Source organism: Haloferax marinisediminis, assembly GCF_009674585.1.
In the GTDB taxonomy this organism is placed as follows: domain Archaea; phylum Halobacteriota; class Halobacteria; order Halobacteriales; family Haloferacaceae; genus Haloferax; species Haloferax marinisediminis.
The window spans coordinates 1,770,339-1,786,566 of sequence record NZ_WKJP01000001.1; the positions used below are offsets into that span (position 1 = coordinate 1,770,339).

The 16,228-nt window shown below is 62.7% G+C and carries 18 protein-coding genes; 7 read left to right on the forward strand and 11 right to left on the reverse strand.

What is annotated here, in order from left to right:
• Positions 1-38 precede the first annotated feature (38 nt).
• Together GJR98_RS09255 and GJR98_RS09260 are read right to left on the reverse strand one after the other, a co-directional pair.
• Positions 39-956, reverse strand: coding sequence for an A/G-specific adenine glycosylase (locus tag GJR98_RS09255; protein WP_151137580.1), 918 nt, complete (start codon positions 954-956; stop codon positions 39-41).
• A 78-nt stretch (positions 957-1,034) separates the two neighbouring features.
• On the reverse strand, positions 1,035-2,051 hold the full coding sequence (locus tag GJR98_RS09260) for a hypothetical protein (protein ID WP_151137582.1): 1,017 nt from the start codon (positions 2,049-2,051) through the stop codon (positions 1,035-1,037).
• Between the two features lie 187 nt (positions 2,052-2,238).
• Here GJR98_RS09260 and GJR98_RS09265 point away from each other — a divergent pair, with 187 nt between their 5' ends.
• On the forward strand, positions 2,239-2,562 hold the full coding sequence (locus tag GJR98_RS09265) for a hypothetical protein (protein ID WP_151137584.1): 324 nt from the start codon (positions 2,239-2,241) through the stop codon (positions 2,560-2,562).
• Between the two features lie 43 nt (positions 2,563-2,605).
• On the opposite strand, the gene GJR98_RS09270 is transcribed toward GJR98_RS09265, so the two are convergent.
• Positions 2,606-3,037: a hypothetical protein gene (locus GJR98_RS09270; protein WP_151137586.1), complete on the reverse strand. Its 432-nt coding sequence runs from the start codon at positions 3,035-3,037 to the stop codon at positions 2,606-2,608.
• A 117-nt stretch (positions 3,038-3,154) separates the two neighbouring features.
• Between GJR98_RS09270 and GJR98_RS09275 the strand changes: the two genes are divergently transcribed.
• A complete protein-coding gene (locus tag GJR98_RS09275) occupies positions 3,155-3,418 on the forward strand; it encodes a BolA family protein (RefSeq protein WP_151137588.1) in 264 nt (87 codons plus the stop codon).
• A 36-nt stretch (positions 3,419-3,454) separates the two neighbouring features.
• Here GJR98_RS09275 and GJR98_RS09280 read toward each other — a convergent pair whose 3' ends face one another.
• From GJR98_RS09280 to GJR98_RS09295, 4 genes are all read right to left on the reverse strand, one after another.
• A complete protein-coding gene (locus tag GJR98_RS09280) occupies positions 3,455-4,597 on the reverse strand; it encodes an ABC transporter ATP-binding protein (protein WP_151137590.1) in 1,143 nt (380 codons plus the stop codon).
• 63 nt (positions 4,598-4,660) lie between these two features.
• Entirely contained in the window at positions 4,661-5,620 is a 960-nt protein-coding gene (locus GJR98_RS09285) for a carbohydrate ABC transporter permease (RefSeq protein WP_151137592.1), read from the reverse strand.
• Positions 5,617-6,672 (reverse strand): carbohydrate ABC transporter permease, encoded by a 1,056-nt coding sequence (locus tag GJR98_RS09290; protein ID WP_151137594.1) that lies wholly within the window; start codon positions 6,670-6,672, stop codon positions 5,617-5,619. The genes GJR98_RS09285 and GJR98_RS09290 overlap by 4 nt, the downstream gene beginning before the upstream one ends.
• Before the next feature lie 24 nt (positions 6,673-6,696).
• The gene (locus tag GJR98_RS09295) at positions 6,697-8,064 is read right to left on the reverse strand and encodes an ABC transporter substrate-binding protein (protein ID WP_151137596.1); all 1,368 of its coding nucleotides are present in this window, start codon (positions 8,062-8,064) and stop codon (positions 6,697-6,699) included.
• A 246-nt stretch (positions 8,065-8,310) separates the two neighbouring features.
• Here GJR98_RS09295 and GJR98_RS09300 point away from each other — a divergent pair, with 246 nt between their 5' ends.
• From GJR98_RS09300 to GJR98_RS09310, 4 genes are all read left to right on the forward strand, one after another.
• The gene (locus tag GJR98_RS09300; protein ID WP_151137598.1) at positions 8,311-9,720 is read left to right on the forward strand and encodes a class II fumarate hydratase; all 1,410 of its coding nucleotides are present in this window, start codon (positions 8,311-8,313) and stop codon (positions 9,718-9,720) included.
• A gap of 234 nt (positions 9,721-9,954) precedes the next feature.
• Positions 9,955-10,119: an HVO_2901 family zinc finger protein gene (locus GJR98_RS17960; RefSeq protein WP_191965854.1), complete on the forward strand. Its 165-nt coding sequence runs from the start codon at positions 9,955-9,957 to the stop codon at positions 10,117-10,119.
• Positions 10,120-10,166: 47 nt separating this feature from the next.
• The gene (gatE, locus tag GJR98_RS09305; protein WP_151137600.1) at positions 10,167-12,035 is read left to right on the forward strand and encodes a Glu-tRNA(Gln) amidotransferase subunit GatE; all 1,869 of its coding nucleotides are present in this window, start codon (positions 10,167-10,169) and stop codon (positions 12,033-12,035) included.
• 172 nt (positions 12,036-12,207) lie between these two features.
• Positions 12,208-12,813 (forward strand): cupredoxin domain-containing protein, encoded by a 606-nt coding sequence (locus GJR98_RS09310; protein WP_151137602.1) that lies wholly within the window; start codon positions 12,208-12,210, stop codon positions 12,811-12,813.
• Here the strand turns inward: GJR98_RS09310 and GJR98_RS09315 are convergent.
• Positions 12,794-13,273, reverse strand: coding sequence for a hypothetical protein (locus tag GJR98_RS09315; protein WP_151137604.1), 480 nt, complete (start codon positions 13,271-13,273; stop codon positions 12,794-12,796). The two genes, GJR98_RS09310 and GJR98_RS09315, sit on opposite strands and share 20 nt — an antisense overlap.
• Before the next feature lies 1 nt (position 13,274).
• Positions 13,275-14,195, reverse strand: a complete 921-nt coding sequence (locus GJR98_RS09320; protein WP_151137606.1) for a M48 family metallopeptidase — start codon at positions 14,193-14,195, stop codon at positions 13,275-13,277.
• 133 nt (positions 14,196-14,328) lie between these two features.
• On the opposite strand from GJR98_RS09320, the gene GJR98_RS09325 reads away from it, so the two are divergent.
• Positions 14,329-14,784 carry a MaoC family dehydratase gene (locus tag GJR98_RS09325; RefSeq protein ID WP_151139418.1) on the forward strand — a complete coding sequence of 152 codons (456 nt, stop codon included), beginning with the start codon at positions 14,329-14,331 and terminating at the stop codon, positions 14,782-14,784.
• Between the two features lie 75 nt (positions 14,785-14,859).
• Here the strand turns inward: GJR98_RS09325 and GJR98_RS09330 are convergent, their stop codons facing one another.
• Complete coding sequence (locus tag GJR98_RS09330; protein WP_151137608.1) at positions 14,860-15,633, reverse strand: RNA methyltransferase; 774 nt, start codon at positions 15,631-15,633, stop codon at positions 14,860-14,862.
• The gene (locus tag GJR98_RS09335; protein ID WP_151137610.1) at positions 15,630-16,205 is read right to left on the reverse strand and encodes a hypothetical protein; all 576 of its coding nucleotides are present in this window, start codon (positions 16,203-16,205) and stop codon (positions 15,630-15,632) included. The genes GJR98_RS09330 and GJR98_RS09335 overlap by 4 nt, the downstream gene beginning before the upstream one ends.
• Positions 16,206-16,228 lie beyond the last annotated feature (23 nt).

Sequence of the window (16,228 nt, forward strand, 5' to 3'; positions counted from 1 at the left end):
AACGCTCTCTTTCTCCCGTAGAACGCTCTCCTTCGTCTTTATCTGGCGAGCGAGACGCGAACCTCGTCTTCGTCGTCGTCGACTGTGACGAGACCATCAGTCGCCAAATCGTCGACGAGTCCACGAAGCCACTCTCGACCGTTTTCACCACCGTAATCGACTCGAACACGAGGACCGAGTTCGTCGAGGCCTAACTCGTCGTACTCGCCCAAGATTCGAACGACGCGACCGCGCATCTGCCGTCTACTCCCCTCGAATTTCGGTTGCGTGGGGACGTCCGGCGCGGTGAAGTCACCCGTCTCGTAGGCGTGGCAGAACTGCCGCCACGGACACCCGGATTCGTCACACGATGGCGTCTTTCCGCAGGCGACGCCGCCGAGTTCCATGATGGCGTTGTTCCAGACTCGTGACTTGCCTTCTGGCATGAGTTCCGACGCCGCCGTCTCGAACACCGAATCGTCGTCGGGAACGGCGAACGCGCGGTGGAGGACGCGCTTGACGTTAGTATCGACGACAGCGTCGCCGTTGTTGAAGGCGAAAGAAGCGACTGCGTTGGCGGTGTACGGCCCGACGCCCATGAGTTCCGAGAGGCCGTCGGGTGTCTGTGGATACTCGCCGTCGTGGTCCTCTACGACCTGCTGTGCGGCCTCGTGGAGGTACTTCGCCCGGTTGTTGTAGCCGAGACTGTGACTGGTCCAGAAGGCGACCACGTCCGCTCTGTCGGCGGCGGCGAGGTCAGAAACGGTTGGCCACTCGTCGAGGAACGCCTCCCACGCGTCGACCACGCGTCCGAGTTGCGTCTGTTGGCTCATCACCTCCGAGACGAGAATCTCGTAGGGGTCGTCGGTACGCCGCCACGGGAAGTCCCGATGGTCGGCTTCGTACCACTCGACCAGCGCCGTTTGGACTGCGTTGCGGTCGAGGTCGGAGGGGAGTGCAGACTCCGCGTCGCTCATCGCCCGGGCTTAGGACGGGGCGCGTTTAGCCGTGGCGATGCGGGCCGATATTCGGTGGTCGCACGCCGAAGTCACCCATCACTCGACAGAGACGACGGGGCAGTTGACGTTCGCCACGCCAGCTGCGAGTGACTCTGCGCTGGTCGCCGAACTGAGGTCCGAGACACTGTCGAATTCGGCGTTGTCGTAGATGCTCACGAACCACAGTGGTGAGTAGCCAGTGTCGCCCGGGAGCGTGGCGACGACGTTGTGGGTCTGCTCGCTTCCGTCTTCGGTCATGAATCCGGACGCAGGTCCACCACCGTCCTCGCCGGGGTTCACGTTGAACGTGACGTAGATGGGCGAGAGCGGGACGCTATCTCCACTCAGTTTGAGGGGTGCTTCGGTGAACTGGAAGTACGACACGACCATACCCTGATACCAGCCTTCGACGAGGCTGGCGTCGCCGTCGTCGTAGCGCATCGAGGCAGTCGACCCATCCGGAACGACTGGGCAGTTCACGAGTATATCGGTCGCTTCCATCGCGTAGCCTGCGTCTTCGATATCTGCGAGACTGGTCACCGTGTTGGCCTCGTAGTCCTCTGGGACCGTCACCTTGTGGACGTGCCAGAAGTCGTTGTAGCCGTCGTCACCCGGAATCGTGTCTATGACGTTAAGCTGGCCGTCCACGGGCGTGTCTTCGCCCTCGTAGAAGAGTGCGTAGATGGGTGCTGGCGTCGTCGACTGCACGTCGAAGTTGTAGTAGCGAACGACGTCGCCCTCTGGGCCGAGACCCTGCGTGATGAAGGGACCCTGGTCGAAATCGACCGCCTCGTTTGGGCCGGGGAGGCCGTTTTCGTCGGTGCGAACCATCAGCGTGCCCGCTGCCTCGCTGAACCGGTCTATCGTAGCCCGTGGTGCCGACGCGGGGTCGACCGGCGTTGCACCGCCCATCGAACCGCTCTGGGTCGTCTGTTCGGTGGTCGTCTCCGTGGTCGTTTCAGTCGTGGTGTCACCGGTTCCACCGCCAGTCGAACCAGTACAGCCTGCGAGGAGCGTCGTGCCTGCCAATCCTGCGACGACGAGGAAGCGTCGCCGAGTCGTCTGTTGTGACATCTTCGAAAGAGAGGAGTTCACCACGGGGTATAGCGATTTTTTCACTTCTGACCGTACTCCGGACAGAATCGGTACTCACTCTCTTTCGACTCTCTACCAAATTGGCTCCGGGAACCCCTCGAACGACACACGGCCGGACACCGCGCGGTCGAAACGCGTATCCCCCTGACGACCCCATCGCCGGGCGATGACACTCGACGAACTTTCGGACGACGTCCAAGCCGCGTACAGTGACCTCGGCGACGACCTCGACGTCTCGCTGGACCGCGAGACGCGCCACGAACTCGCCATGCTGGTCGCCCTCTACGACACCGACGACGTGAGTGAACTCGTCCGACGCGGGATTCACGCGCTCTTCCAGTCGGAACTCGACCGCGGCAAACTCGACTTCCACATCCGGCAGGGCTACGACGTCACCTACGACGAGTACCTCGCGGGGATGACCTACGACGAGATGACCGGCCAGTCGCAGGCACCGCCGCGAGACGACGTTCGCCGCTACCAGATGTGAGCGTCGGGCGGGGACAGTCGGCGTGTTGGCTACGGTTGCCGACTCAGCGCACCTCGATTTCGACCGACACGTCACCCGTTCTGACGTAGCGCGCTGACTCGTCAGCGGCGACGTCGAACGTTCGCAAGAGTATCACCAACCGTTCTTCGCCGGTCGTCGCGCGCAACACGACACCCTCGGCAGTCACGACGACGTACGGCGGGGCGGCGACGGGTGGCGCAGGCATCGGACGCCCGGTCGCAGTCACCGCGTCCGCAAGCGCACGAGGGAGCCGTGAGAGTGCCCCCGACCCGTCGAGGGCGTGGGCGAACGGTGGAACGACCCGGTCACGGTCTGCGACCGAGTCGCCGTCCCACTCGGCCGCGACGGCGTCTGCACACTGTCCAACGACGGTCAGCAGTCGGTCGTGTTTCTCGCGGAGCACTCGTTCCGCCTCGTCGAGGGTCGCCGAGAGTGGTGTCGTCCCGTCTGTCACAGGTCGGGGTGAGTCGGCATGAGGTATAAACCTCCGCAGAGCGCAGGGCGAGCCATTCACCATCCCCCCGGTGTCGTTCCCGGACGATTTTTCCCGTCGCACACCCCGAGTACGCACATGGATATCGCTGACATCGAGGCACTCATCGAATCGCACATCGAAGACGCCGACGCGACCGTTTCGCGCCCCCGGTCGTACGACGAGAACCACGAAGACGACCACTACGCCGCGCTCGTCATCTCGCCCGCCTTCGAGGGCAAGTCGCTCGTCCAGCAGCACCAACTCGTCTACGACGCCCTCGGCGACCACATGACGACGGACATCCACGCGATGGAACTCAAGACGTACACGCCCGAAGAGTACGAGACGCTCGACGAGTAGTCAAAAAAGTACTGTCGCGTCCGAGGACGCCCGACCTCAGACCTGCGGTTCGGGTTCCGAGAGCGCTTCTGCTTCGAGCGAGCGGTTCTGAAGCGCGTCACCGGACTGGGCGTCGAACAGGTGAATCGCGTCTTCGGGGATGCGAGCGGCGACGGATTGTCCGCCTTCGACGCGACGCATCCCGCCGACGGTTGCCACGAACGTGGTGTGGTCGGCACCGAATTCGAGGTAGACCGCGTTCTCGTTGCCCATCGGTTCGACCACGTCGACGGCGGTCTGGTAGGTGTGGTCGCCGTCGGCGTCCGAGACGAGTTCGACGTCCTCGGGCCGAACGCCGAGCGTCACGCGGTCGCTCTCTGCGACTGCCTCCTGCGTCTCCGCCGACAGTCGATACGAGAAGGTGTCGTTGACGAGGGTGTCACCGCGAACGTCCATCTCGAAGAAGTTCATCGACGGTTCGCCGATGAACCCCGCGACGAAGCGGTTCGCCGGGCGGTGGTACGCCTCAAGCGGGGTCGCTACTTGCTGGAGTTCGCCGTCGTTGAGGATGGCGATTCGGTCACCCATCGTCATCGCTTCCGTCTGGTCGTGGGTGACGTAGACGGTGGTGACACCGAGTTCTTCCTGTAGTCGCTGGAGTTCCGTCCGCATCTGCGAGCGGAGTTTGGCGTCGAGATTGGACAACGGTTCGTCCATTAGGAACACTTCGGGGTCGCGGACGATGGCGCGGCCGAGAGCGACGCGTTGTTGCTGGCCGCCGGAGAGTTCGCCGGGTTTGCGTCCGAGCAGGTCGGCGATACCGAGCATCTCGGCCGTCTCTTCGACGACGTCGTCGATGGTTTCGTCCGCCATGTCGGTCGACTCTTCGAGGCCGAATCGCATGTTCCCGCGGACGGTCATGTGCGGGTAGAGTGCGTACGACTGGAACACCATCGCGATGTCACGGTCGCGGGGCGGTCGGTTGTCCATCCGGTCGTCGCCGAGGCGAATCTCGCCTTCGGAGACGGTCTCTAAGCCGGCAATCATCCGGAGTGTCGTCGATTTTCCGCACCCGGAGGGACCGACGAGGACGAGGAATTCCCCGTCGTCGATGTTCACGGAGGCTTCGTCGACGGCGACGACGCGTGAGCCATCGTCGTCGAAGAACTTCGATACGCGGTCGAGTGTGAGGTCAGCCATGGGTCTGTGTTGGTGTCGTGGTGGTCGAAAGCGATGCAGCGCTGTGAGGGGACGACTGACGGGTCATGTGCCGCCTGCGACCCCCTTGGCGAACTTGTCCCCGAAGAGGACGTAGACGAGCAACGTCGGCAGGGCGGCGACGAACGCGCCGGCCATCTGCGTGTTGAACGTCTGGATGATGCCGCCAGTCAGTTCGTTGAGTGCGATGGTCGCCACGGCCGCAGGGCCGGACCCCGACGGGATGATGACCAGCGCGAACAGCAGGTCGTTCCAAATCTGCGTGAACTGGTAGATGAGCGTCACCGCGAACATCGGCGTCGACAGCGGGAGCACGATACGGCGGTAGACCGTGAACGCGCTCGCACCGTCGAGACGGGCGGCCTCCAGCATCTCCGTCGAGAGCTTCTTGTAGTAACTCCGGAACAGGAGCGTCGTGATGGGGATGCCGTACGCCGCGTGGGTGATGATGAGGTTGATGATGCTCGCGTAGTGCGGGTGGGTCGCCAGTTCGACCGTCCCGAGGATGGGCACCTGCACCGAAAACACCGTGATGTCGAGAATCGGTGCGAGCAACTCCTTCGTGTTCACGATTGCCCAGAGTCGGGACAGCGGAATCAACACGGCCTGATACGGGATGAAGATACCCGCGATGAACAGCGTGACGACGCCGAGTTGGCCGCGCCACTCGAAGTTCGTGAGGCCGTAGGCCGCGAAACTGCCGAGGAGCGCCGACAGAATCGTCGCCGGCACGGCCAGCATGATGCTGTTCAGGATGGCCGACGAGAGCGTGTCGATGGCGACCCCGAACGGTTCGAGCGTGAAGCCATCGACCGTCGGCGGCGCGAAGGGCGGCGACGTGGCGAACTCCGCTTCCGTCTTCAGGGCCGTCATGAGGCCCGACTCCAGCGGTGAGAGGTAGAAGCCGATGAGCCCTACGAGCACCGCGTAGAGGACGACCCGCGTGGGGTCGATTTCTTCGACGTCGAACTCGAAGCGGTCGGCCAATTCGTCGCGGACGCTCATAGTTCACCCCGGCGGTACTCGCCGTACAGATACGGTGCAACCACTGCCAGCGCGACGAGGAACAAGACGACGGCAATAGCCGACCCGTACGCCCACTCGTTGGCGGCGAACGCCTGTCGGTACATCATCGTCGAGAGGATGTCAGCCGTGGGGCCGGGGTTGTTCCCGAACATAACGTACAGGAAGTCGAACGCCTTGAGCGCGAACACCATCAGGACGACGGCGGCACTCACCGTCGACGCGCGGAGTTGTGGCAGGATGACCCGCCAGTACATCCGAATGGTGGACGCACCGTCGACGCGGGCCGCCTCGTACTGGTCGTTCGGAATCGCACGAAGGCCAGCGAGGTAGACGACCATCGCGTACCCGCTGAACTGCCAGAGGAGCGCGAAGATGACGGCGAACAGTTTGAACTGGAGTACCTCCGGAACGAGTGGGAGTCCTCCGAGGACGCCGAGGTCGACGCCGCCCGAGAGCCACTTCGACGCGAGGAAGTCGAGGCCGAGTCCCCGCAAGACGACGTTGATGACGCCCGAGTCGAAGTTGTACATCCACCGCCAGAACACCGCCGTCACGACGAACGACAGGCTGAACGGCAGGAGGTAGATGGTCCGGAACCAGTTCTCGAAGCGAATTCCTCGATCGACGAGGATGGCGAGTCCGAGGCCGCCGGCGAGCGAGAGCGCCGTGAACGATGCGAGCAGGACGAACGTGTTCCGCGTCGCGAGCCAGAACTGTTGGTCAGAGAGGGCGCGCCGGTACATCTCCAGGTCGAACGCCGCAGGGTCGTAAGTCGGCAGCGTGAGGCCTGCGAAGTCGGTGAAGGAGATGATGACGTTCCAGCCGATTGCGCCGTAGACGAAAAAGCCCATCAGCAGGAACGGCGGCAGCCAAAACGGCGCGGAGCGAACCGCGTCGCTATCGCGAAGCGACGACAGAGTTGCGCCGAGGTCGAACCCCTTGGAGGACGCCGTCCCTCCATCGGTTCGCACTGCTCGGCCGTCGTCACTCCGGTCACGGCCTAGGAGTCGCTTGAGGATGTGTAATGACATAATCGAAAGATGTAACGAGTGGCGTTACTCGAACGCCGCTTTCACGTCGGCGTAGGCCGCTTCGACGTCGTACCCGGAGATGAACGAGGACATCGCGTCGCCGAAGCCAGTGAGCGCGTCGGGGGCGACGGCGAGGCCGTGTTGAATCGACAGCGGTTGTGCCTCGGAGTTGGCGAAGTCGTCCATCTGGTTCTGCAGGAACGGTCCGAAGGCGTCCTTCGGCACGTCAGTCCGCGGCGGGATAGAGCCCTTCTTCGGGTTGAATCGCTTCTGGGCGTCGACAGACCCGACGTACTGGAGGAACTTCTTCGTCGCTTCCGGCGACGGGTTGTTCGACGGCATCGGGAACGAGTCCATGTTGAGCGCGTAGATGCCGTCCGTCCCAGGGAACGGAACCTGATTCCAGTGCGTCTCGTACTCGAAGCCGTCCTGTCCGCGGTACATCCCAGCGGCCCAGTCGCCCTGGTGGAAGAACGCCGCTTTGCCCTCGATAATCTTCGAGTTGGCGTCCTGCCACGAGATGGACCCGGCGTCGTTGGGGTAGTACTCGGAGTACTGTTTCACGATGTCGAGCGCGCCTTTGACCGCGTCGGCGTTGGCTTCGACGTTGCCGGCGGTGACGTCGGCGTACACGTCCGGGCCGTACTCGCCGAGGAGCACCTGTGCCCAGAGTTGGCCAGTCGACCACGCGGACTTCGTCTGTTGGGCCATCCCGACGTAGCCTGCCTCTTCGACTTTCGCCATCGCGTCGACGAGGGCGCTCGGCGAGTCGATACTGGACGGGTCGACACCCGCGTCTTCGACGACTTCCACGTTGTAGAAGAGGTTGTTCAGGCGGTGGATGTTGAGCGGAACGGAGACGAAGGTGCCCGCCGGTTGGGCCGCTTGCTTCGGCCCGTCGAGGTAGGCGTCCTTCATGCCGTTCTTGCTCCAGACAGACTCCTCGATGTCCTCGAGTTTGTCCGCGTCAGTGTACGGCGTGAGGTTCGCACCGGGCCACGCTTGCCACGAACTCGGCGGGTCGTTGTTGAGGATGCGTTTCTTGATGACCGCGTGGAGGTTCTGACCGGCACCACCCGCGACCGGATTCTCGGTGAGTTCGATGTCCGGGTGCTTCTCTTTGAAGCCCTCGAAGAGCGCCTGGATTGCAGCGCCGCCGTCGCCGCCAGTCCACCAGTGCTGGACTTCGAGCGCGTTGTACTCGGACCCGGAGTCGTCGCCGGACGATTCGGTCGTCTCCGAGTCACCGGACCCACTATCGGTCGAGTCGTCGGTCGAGTCGCTTCCGCTCCCACCGGTACAGCCGGCGAGAAGCGTCGCAGTTCCTGCACCACCGGCGAGTTTCAGATACGTCCGTCGAGAGACGTCGTCAGAGTTTGGGCTATTGCTCATAATTGTTGAACCGTGACAGGTCTATGCAAACGATTTTACACGATTTACTTAAACCTTTTTGAATTGGTAATTCATTTCCGAGTGAATTTAGACGTATAGGCAGAGTTAGCTCACGAAACCGATAGACTGCGACCACGTACAGCTTCCATAAATAATGATTCAGACACGAGTGAATATCTATCGAACCGGCGCACAAACTGGCGTGGACCAATGGATTTTACCTCACACCACGACGACGCCCAAATCATGGGAGACGATGATTACCGAATCGAGCGGGACAGTCTCGGAGAGATGGAGGTTCCTGTGGACGCCTACTGGGGCGCACAGACCCAGCGAGCGGTCGAGAACTTCCCCATCTCGGGTATCACTTTCGGCCGGCGCTTCGTGCGCGCTCTTGGTGTCGTAAAGAAGGCCGCTGCACAGGCGAACCGTGACCTCGGCATGATCGACGACGATGTCGCCGATGCCATCGTCGAGGCCGCAGACGAGGTCATCGCCGGCGACCTCGACGACCAGTTCCCAGTCGACGTCTTCCAGACCGGTTCCGGCACCTCCTCCAACATGAACGCGAACGAGGTCATCGCCAACCGCGCCGCCGAACTCATGGGTAAGGAAATCGGCGACCGGACGGTACACCCGAACGACCACGTCAACTTCGGGCAGTCTTCGAACGACGTCATCCCGACCGCGATGCACGTCTCCGCACTCGAGGCAGTCGAGAAGGACCTCCTCCCCGCGCTGAAGACGCTCGCCGACGCGCTCGGCGACAAGGAAGAAGAGTTCGACGGCGTCGTCAAAACCGGCCGCACGCACCTGCAGGACGCCACGCCCGTCCGTCTCGGACAGGAGTTCGGTGGCTACCGGACGCAGGTCGAGAAAGGCATCCGCCGCGTCGAGAACGTTCGCGAGCACCTCGGTGAACTCGCCCTCGGTGGCACCGCCGTCGGGACGGGCCTCAACACCCACCCCGAGTTCCCCGCGAAGGCGGCCGAGTACATGACCGAAGAGACCGGCGTCGAGTTCCGCGAGGCCGACAACCACTTCGAAGCACAGGCCGCCCACGACGCGATGGCCGAGGCGCACGGCGCGCTCCGCACCGTCGCTGGCTCTCTCAACAAGATTGCGAACGACCTCCGACTGCTCGCGTCCGGTCCGCGCAACGGACTCGGCGAACTCGAACAACCCGAGAACCAGCCCGGTTCCTCGATTATGCCCGGCAAAATCAACCCGGTCGTGGCCGAGGCAGTCAATCAGGTCCACAAGCAGGTCGTCGGGAACGACGCCGCTGTCGCCGCGGGCGCTGCAGAGGGGCAAATCGACCTCAACCTCTACAAGCCCGTCCTCGCACACAACTTCCTCGAATCGGCGAAACTCCTCTCGAACTCCTCCGAAGTGTTCGCCGAGCGCTTCGTCGCCAAACTCGAAGCCAACGAAGACCACTGTGCCGAACAGGTCGAACAGTCGATGGCGCTGGCGACGGCGCTCAACCCGGCTATCGGCTACGACAAGGCGTCGAAAGTCGCCAAGAAGGCGCTCGCCGACGGCAAGACGGTCCGACAGGTCGCCGTCGACGAAGGCTACCTCACCGAAGAAGAGGCCGACGAAGTCCTCGACCCCGAGAAGATGACCCACCGCGGTATCCTCGGCGACGACTGAGCGAGCGACGACTACCAACAACTTCTTGTCATTTTTCGCTGCGCGAGCGAATCGGCACCTCGCTGGTTTCTGACTGGTCTCGGAACTGCTTCACACAGTCGACGTGTTAGTTTTACTCGTGAAACGGTAGCAATCGACACCCGGCTCTGCCGTGCTACTCTTGACCGAGGCGTGAACTATCACGAAATCTCGAAAATCGGTATTTTGAAGCTTGATTTTGACGATTATACGAGTATGGCCGGACTGCAAGAGCAGCGGGCCCGCGGGCGAGACATGTTGGAATGTCGAGGTTGTGGGGCCGTATTCCCGGAGGGGCGAGCGACGAACGATGGGTGGACGTACGTCTGTCCCGAGTGTGAACAGGTGGAAGGCATCGGCGAAGGTCTCCGCAGACTCTGACTGCAGACTGAATCCTTTTTTACTCCCCCCGAACCGAAGGGGTACCAATGAGCGAGTACGACTACGAGGACCTCGGTCTCGTCGCGGGACTGGAGATCCACCAGCAACTCGACACCGCGACGAAGCTGTTCTGTGGGTGTCCCACGGAACTCCGAGAGCCTGACGACGCGGCACGGACGTTCACGCGCTTCTTGCACCCGACGAAGAGTGAACTGGGCGAACTCGACGACGCCGCCCTCGAAGAGAGTCGCGTCGACCGCGAGTTCGAGTACCTCGCCTACGACACGACCTGTCTGGTCGAAGAGGACGACGAACCGCCGCACCGCCTCGACGACGAAGCGCGGACCGTCGTGATGCAAATCGCGTCGCTCCTCGACATGAACCCCGTCGACCAGGCGCACGTGATGCGCAAACTCGTCATCGACGGCTCGAACACCTCTGGCTTCCAGCGCACGACGCTCATCGCCCAAGAAGGTGAGATTCAGACGAGCGAGGGTCCCGTCTCTATCGTGGACCTCATGCTCGAAGAGGAATCCGCACAGCGTGTCGAAGAACGCGGCGACGACGTGCTCTTCAGTCTCGACCGCCTCGGCATTCCGCTCGTCGAAATCGGAACCGGCCCGGACATCTCGTCGCCCGAACAGGCGCGCGAAGCGGCCGAGACCATCGGCATGCTCCTGCGCTCTACGGGCAAGGTCAAACGCGGCCTCGGCACCATCCGACAGGACGTGAACGTCTCCATCGCGGAGGGTGCGCGCGTCGAAATCAAGGGTGTGCAGGCGCTCGACCAAATCGACGAAATCGTCCGCTTCGAAGTCGGTCGGCAGGCCGAACTCGTCGAGATTCGCGACGAACTCCAGTCCAGAGACGCGTCTGTCGGCGACGTGACCGACGTGACCGACGTCTTCGAAGACAGCGAATCGGGCGTCATTCGCGGCGCACTCGATTCGGGTGGGAAAGTCATGGGCGTCAAACTCGCAGGCTTCGACGGCCTCGTCGGCCGCGAACTCCAGCCTGACCGTCGTCTCGGAACCGAGTTCTCCGACCACGCAAAGCGTCACGGAGCAGGCGGCATCTTCCACACGGACGAACTGCCGGCCTACGGCGTCACCGAAGACGAAGTCGAGGCGCTCCGTGAGGCAGTCGACGCAGGCCCCGAGGACGCCGTCGCTATCGTCGCCGACGACCCCGAAACTGCTGACCTCGCCATCGACGCCGTCGCCGACCGCGCCGCCGTCGCCATCGAGGAAGTCCCCGAAGAGACGCGCGGTGCCAACGACGACGGCACGACGCGCTACCTTCGCCCGCTCCCCGGCGCGGCACGCATGTACCCCGAGACGGACGTTCTCCCCGTCGACCTCGACCCGAGCGACGTCGAGACGCCGGAACTGCTCACCGAGAAGGAAGAGCGCTACCAGTCCGAGTTCGGCCTCGACGCCGGCCTCGCCGAGCAAGTCGCCTACGGCCGCAAGATGCCCCTGTTCGAGCAAGCAGTCGACGAGGGCATCGACTCGACGTTCGCTGCTGGTCTCCTCGAATCGACGCTCACCGAACTCCGCCGTGACGACGTCGCCGTCGAGAACCTCTCGGACGACCACCTCCTCGCCGTCATGCACCTCGTCGAAGACGGCGACCTCGCGAAAGAGGGTGTCAACGACGTGCTCTCGACCATCGCCGAGAACCCGGACCTCTCGGCCGAAGAAGCGGTCGAAGAAGCAGGACTCTCCGGCGTCTCCGACGACGAAGTCCGCGAGGCAATCGCGGAAGTCGTCGAACGCAATGCCGAACAGGTCGAAGAACAAGGTATGGGCGCGTTCTCCGCGCTCATGGGTGAAGCGATGGGCGCACTCCGTGGTAAGGCCGACGGCGGCGTCGTGAGCGACGTGCTCCGCGAAGAGATTCAGAAGCGGGCCTGAGTACTCGGCACGTTCGACGGGGCGAGTCGTTTTCGGCCGCTATAATGTGGCCGATTTTGACAATTCAAGCGGTAGTTAGCATCTTCTTGTCCAGACATTCCTGACTGTCAGATATTTCGTGACAGGTCTATAATTCCTCGTCTCGCCTATCAGGTTCCGGGAAATTGGTACTATGACTACTCCAGAAATCACCCGACGAGCAGCGCTGCGGCTAACTGGCGGACTCTTCGCACTCGGTGCGATGAGTGGGACAGCGGCCGCGAGAGACCACCACTACGGGAACGGAAACGGCATCGGGGCGTTCCTGAACGCGAAAGCACAGGCTAAAGACAGCCCGATCTGGACCTCCGGCGTCGCGAACATGAAGCGCAAAGACGTGGTCGAAGTCGACGTGGGGGTGATGACCTCTCTCAACTTCCCAGACGACTTCCTCCCACCGGGTGTCGAAGGTCCTGACGAGGGACCGTTCAAATTCGGACCCGAAGCGGTTCTGGTCTCAGCGGGAACGACTGTCAGGTGGGTGTGGACTGAAAACCCGTTTGCGTTCTTCGACCCGAACAACCCGTGGGCCCACGATGTGAGGTCACTCGAAATGGACAACGGGAATCCACTGTTCCAAAGCCCGTTCCAGGGGACTGGCACCTACGAATACACCTTCGACGAACCCGGCACCTACCTCTACTACTGTTCCCCACACGGCTACCCGTACGAGGACAATAGCGGGTTCGACCTCAACCTCGTCGGAATGCGCGGGGCAGTTATCGTGACTCGCCGGTAATCTCCGGTCTCTTCTTTTGCCCACGTCCGGGCCACATGCGCTGGGCGACGTACTCGATTCCCGTGACCAGCAGGACGACGGCTACGAACATCGGCCCGAAGAAGACGAACATCCCCAGCGCATCGGACTCGCCGCGGACGTGGAGGAACGCCCACCAGACGAGTTCGGTCACGAGAAAGAGACCGACGAGTGGAACGACGAGGCCGCGGCGGCCGAACAACCGCGCAGTACCGTAGACGAACCCAGTCAAGACGAGGGACGAAAAGACGAGAACTCCGACCACGGCAGTCGGATTTTCGGTGACCGCCGGCGGGAACGTGTCAGTGACGGCTCTGGCGGCGTACCAGACGGCGAGTGTCGCGGTCGCGTAGACGACGCCGACGAGAACGAGCCCAACAGCAGACGCAACCACGTGGGTCGCAAGCTGACTTCCGAGCACTGGGTCGGGCGTTCCGGGCATCTCACTGCACCTCGATTCTCGTCGCCGACTCGTCGGCAATCGCGGCCAGTCGCTCGACGCGTTCGTCGGTCGACGGGTGTGTCGAGAGTAACTCCGAGATGGGGTCTTCCATCCCGACTTCACCGTAGACCCACAGCGGCGACATCCCCCAGCGCGGTTGCGCCGCCCGCTCTAACTTCCTGAGCGCTGACGCGAGTGCCAGTGGTTTTCCCGTCACTGCCGCGGCCCGTGCGTCGGCAGCGAACTCCCGTTTGCGGGACTGTGAGCGGATGAAGACAGTGAATCCGAAGCCAAAGACGCCGACGAACGTGTCGAGTGCGAGGCGAACCCGGCCCGGAACCGTCCGGTGCCACTCTCGTGGTCGACCCTGTATCCACGCCGTGCCGAGCGCGACACCAGTCGCCAGGAACGTCACCGGTGAGACCGCGAGGTAGCCGACGCCGACGAGCGTCTGTCCGATACTCGCCACGAGTGACTGTGTGAGGCCGTCTTTTCGTTCGAGGTGTGCGAGTTCGTGCGCGAGGAGTGCCTCGAACTCGTCCACGTCGAGGAGGCGAAACAGCGCAACGTCGAGGACGACGACGTCGCGGCCGAGTGGGTCGAGTGCCATCGCGTTCGGGGCCGAAAAGCTCGCCACCTTCAACGAGGGTGGAGAGATGCCCATCTCGTCGGAGAGTCGGTCGAGGAGGCGGTGGATTGCTGGCGACTCCGCGGGCGACATGTCACGCGCGTCGAGTTGGCTGAGCAGTTGGACCGTGCCAAAGCGAAAACTCACGTATCCGAGGACCACGGCGACGCTCACGCCCACGATGGCGGCCGTCACCGGGTCGGGCCGGAGTCGCCACAGCGTCAGCACTGCAAAGGCGCTGACTGCGCTGAGGAGGAGGTAAACCACCAAGATGACGACACCGACAAATATCATCGGCAGTCGTGAGACGCGCGAGGACGAGACCATTCACGTACTGGTACGCTGTCGAGTCGCAAAAACACTCGTCTGGGACGGTACCGCAGCACACACCGGTACGTTCTCGATACCCCCGTTCGAAGCGGGACACATGCGATTCTTCGAAGACCTCTCGGTCGGCGACATCTACGAGTACGGTGACTACACGGTCTCTGAATCTGAGATTCTCGAATTTGCCGAGCAGTACGACCCGCAGTGGTTCCACACCGACCCCGAGCGAGCGAAGTCGGAGTCGATGTATGGCGGCGTCATCGCGAGTGGGTGGCACACGACGGCGATGACGATGCGCATGAACGTCGATGGGTTCCTCGGCGACGCGGTGGCACTCGGCGCGAAGGGCGTCGACGAACTGCGCTGGTGGAAACCGGTCTACCCCGGCGACACCCTCCGTATCGAAAACGAGGTGCTGGAGAAGACGGTCGAAACTGACGACCGTGGACTCGCAGAGATCAAGACGACGACCTATGCAGAACGCGAGTCTGGTGAAGTCGAGGTGGTCTGTTCGTTCATCGGGCTCGTGATGTTCGCGCGACGACCCGAGGAGTGAATTCGGAGGAGAGACGGAGGGAGAGAGTCTGAAGGGGCGAGTCCGAAGAGCGTCCCTGCCGGAGACGACAGTCAGTCAGTTGTCGTCGTCGCGGAACCGCTCGGGGTGACGAGCCCGTTCTGCGGCCCGGCGGAGGACGCCAGTGAGTGTTGCTGCCTCGCGTTCTGTCGGGTGGGCCCGGCCGATGAGACGGCGCATCATCCGTGACGTCTTCTTTCGTTTGTGTTCACGGTAGTCGATGGCGTCGAGCAAGTCGTCGAAGAAGTGGTAGATGACGTCGATTTCGGCCTCTGAAGCGCGTTCTCGCTCCACGTCGGGGAGTTGCGTCTCTTCGACGGTGAACCGGCGCAGTTCGTACATGAGGATGGTCGCCGCCTGTCCGAGGTTGAGCACGGGATAGCGACCGTCTGCAGGGATGCAGCACACCTCGTCGAGCATGGCAATCTCCTCGTTGTCGAGGCCCGTCCCTTCACGGCCGAAGACGAGTGCTGTCTTGGTCTTCACTGTCTCCAACGAGTCGGCGATTTCGACCGGCGTCTTGAACGGATAGCGGATGTGTCGCGTCGAGTCCTCGTGCGAAATCGCCGTCGTGCCGATGGTGTGGAACTCCTCGACGACCTCTTCGAGTGTCGTCTCTGTCGCGTTCGGGAGGACGTCCTCACGGGCGTGGCCGGCGAAGCCGTACGCCTCACCATCCGGGTCCAGCGGCGGCGGATTGACGAGACGGAGGTCGTAGATGCCGAAGTTCTTCATCGCCCGGGCGATGGTGCCGACGTTCCCCGGTGTCTCGGGTTCGACGACGACGACGACGAACTCGTGGTCGGCGTCCGAGTCGTGTTCGTCGCTCATTTCGTCGGATAGTCCGTTCCGAGGTCGACGCCGTCGAGGTCGTCTTCTTCGAGTGGTGTAGAGCCGTCATCGGGACCGTAGTCTCGAAGGTTGATGCGCTCTCCTTCGAAGCCCTCGACGAGTCGTGCTTGAATCTCTTCGGCGTCCGGCGGCGACGGGAGTTCGTCTGGGTCGGTGTCGACGTACTCCAGTCCAGCGTAGCCCTCGGGCGCGCGCTCGCCACCCGCGAACCACTCGTGGAACGCGTCGGCAAACACGGCGTCGCCGACGAGGTCACGGCCGTCCTGTTCGCGGAACCAGTAGAGGAAGTCGGGTTCGTGCTGGTCACACAGGAGTACCTCTTCTCCGGGTTCTCCGTAGACGATTCTCGCCTGACGGCACTGTTGAATCTCCTCGTCGCCGTGAACGAGATAGCACGCATCGCACGGTTCTTCGACGAGCGTGATGAGTCGGACGAGGCGTTTACGGGCGTCCTCGGGGATGTCGTCGAGTGGTTTGAACTCACCCTCCTCGGTGAATATCTCGGACTCCTCGAATCGCCATCCACGAAGTCCGACGCTGACCTTCGCCATAGGTCGAGGTAACCGAGGAGCGG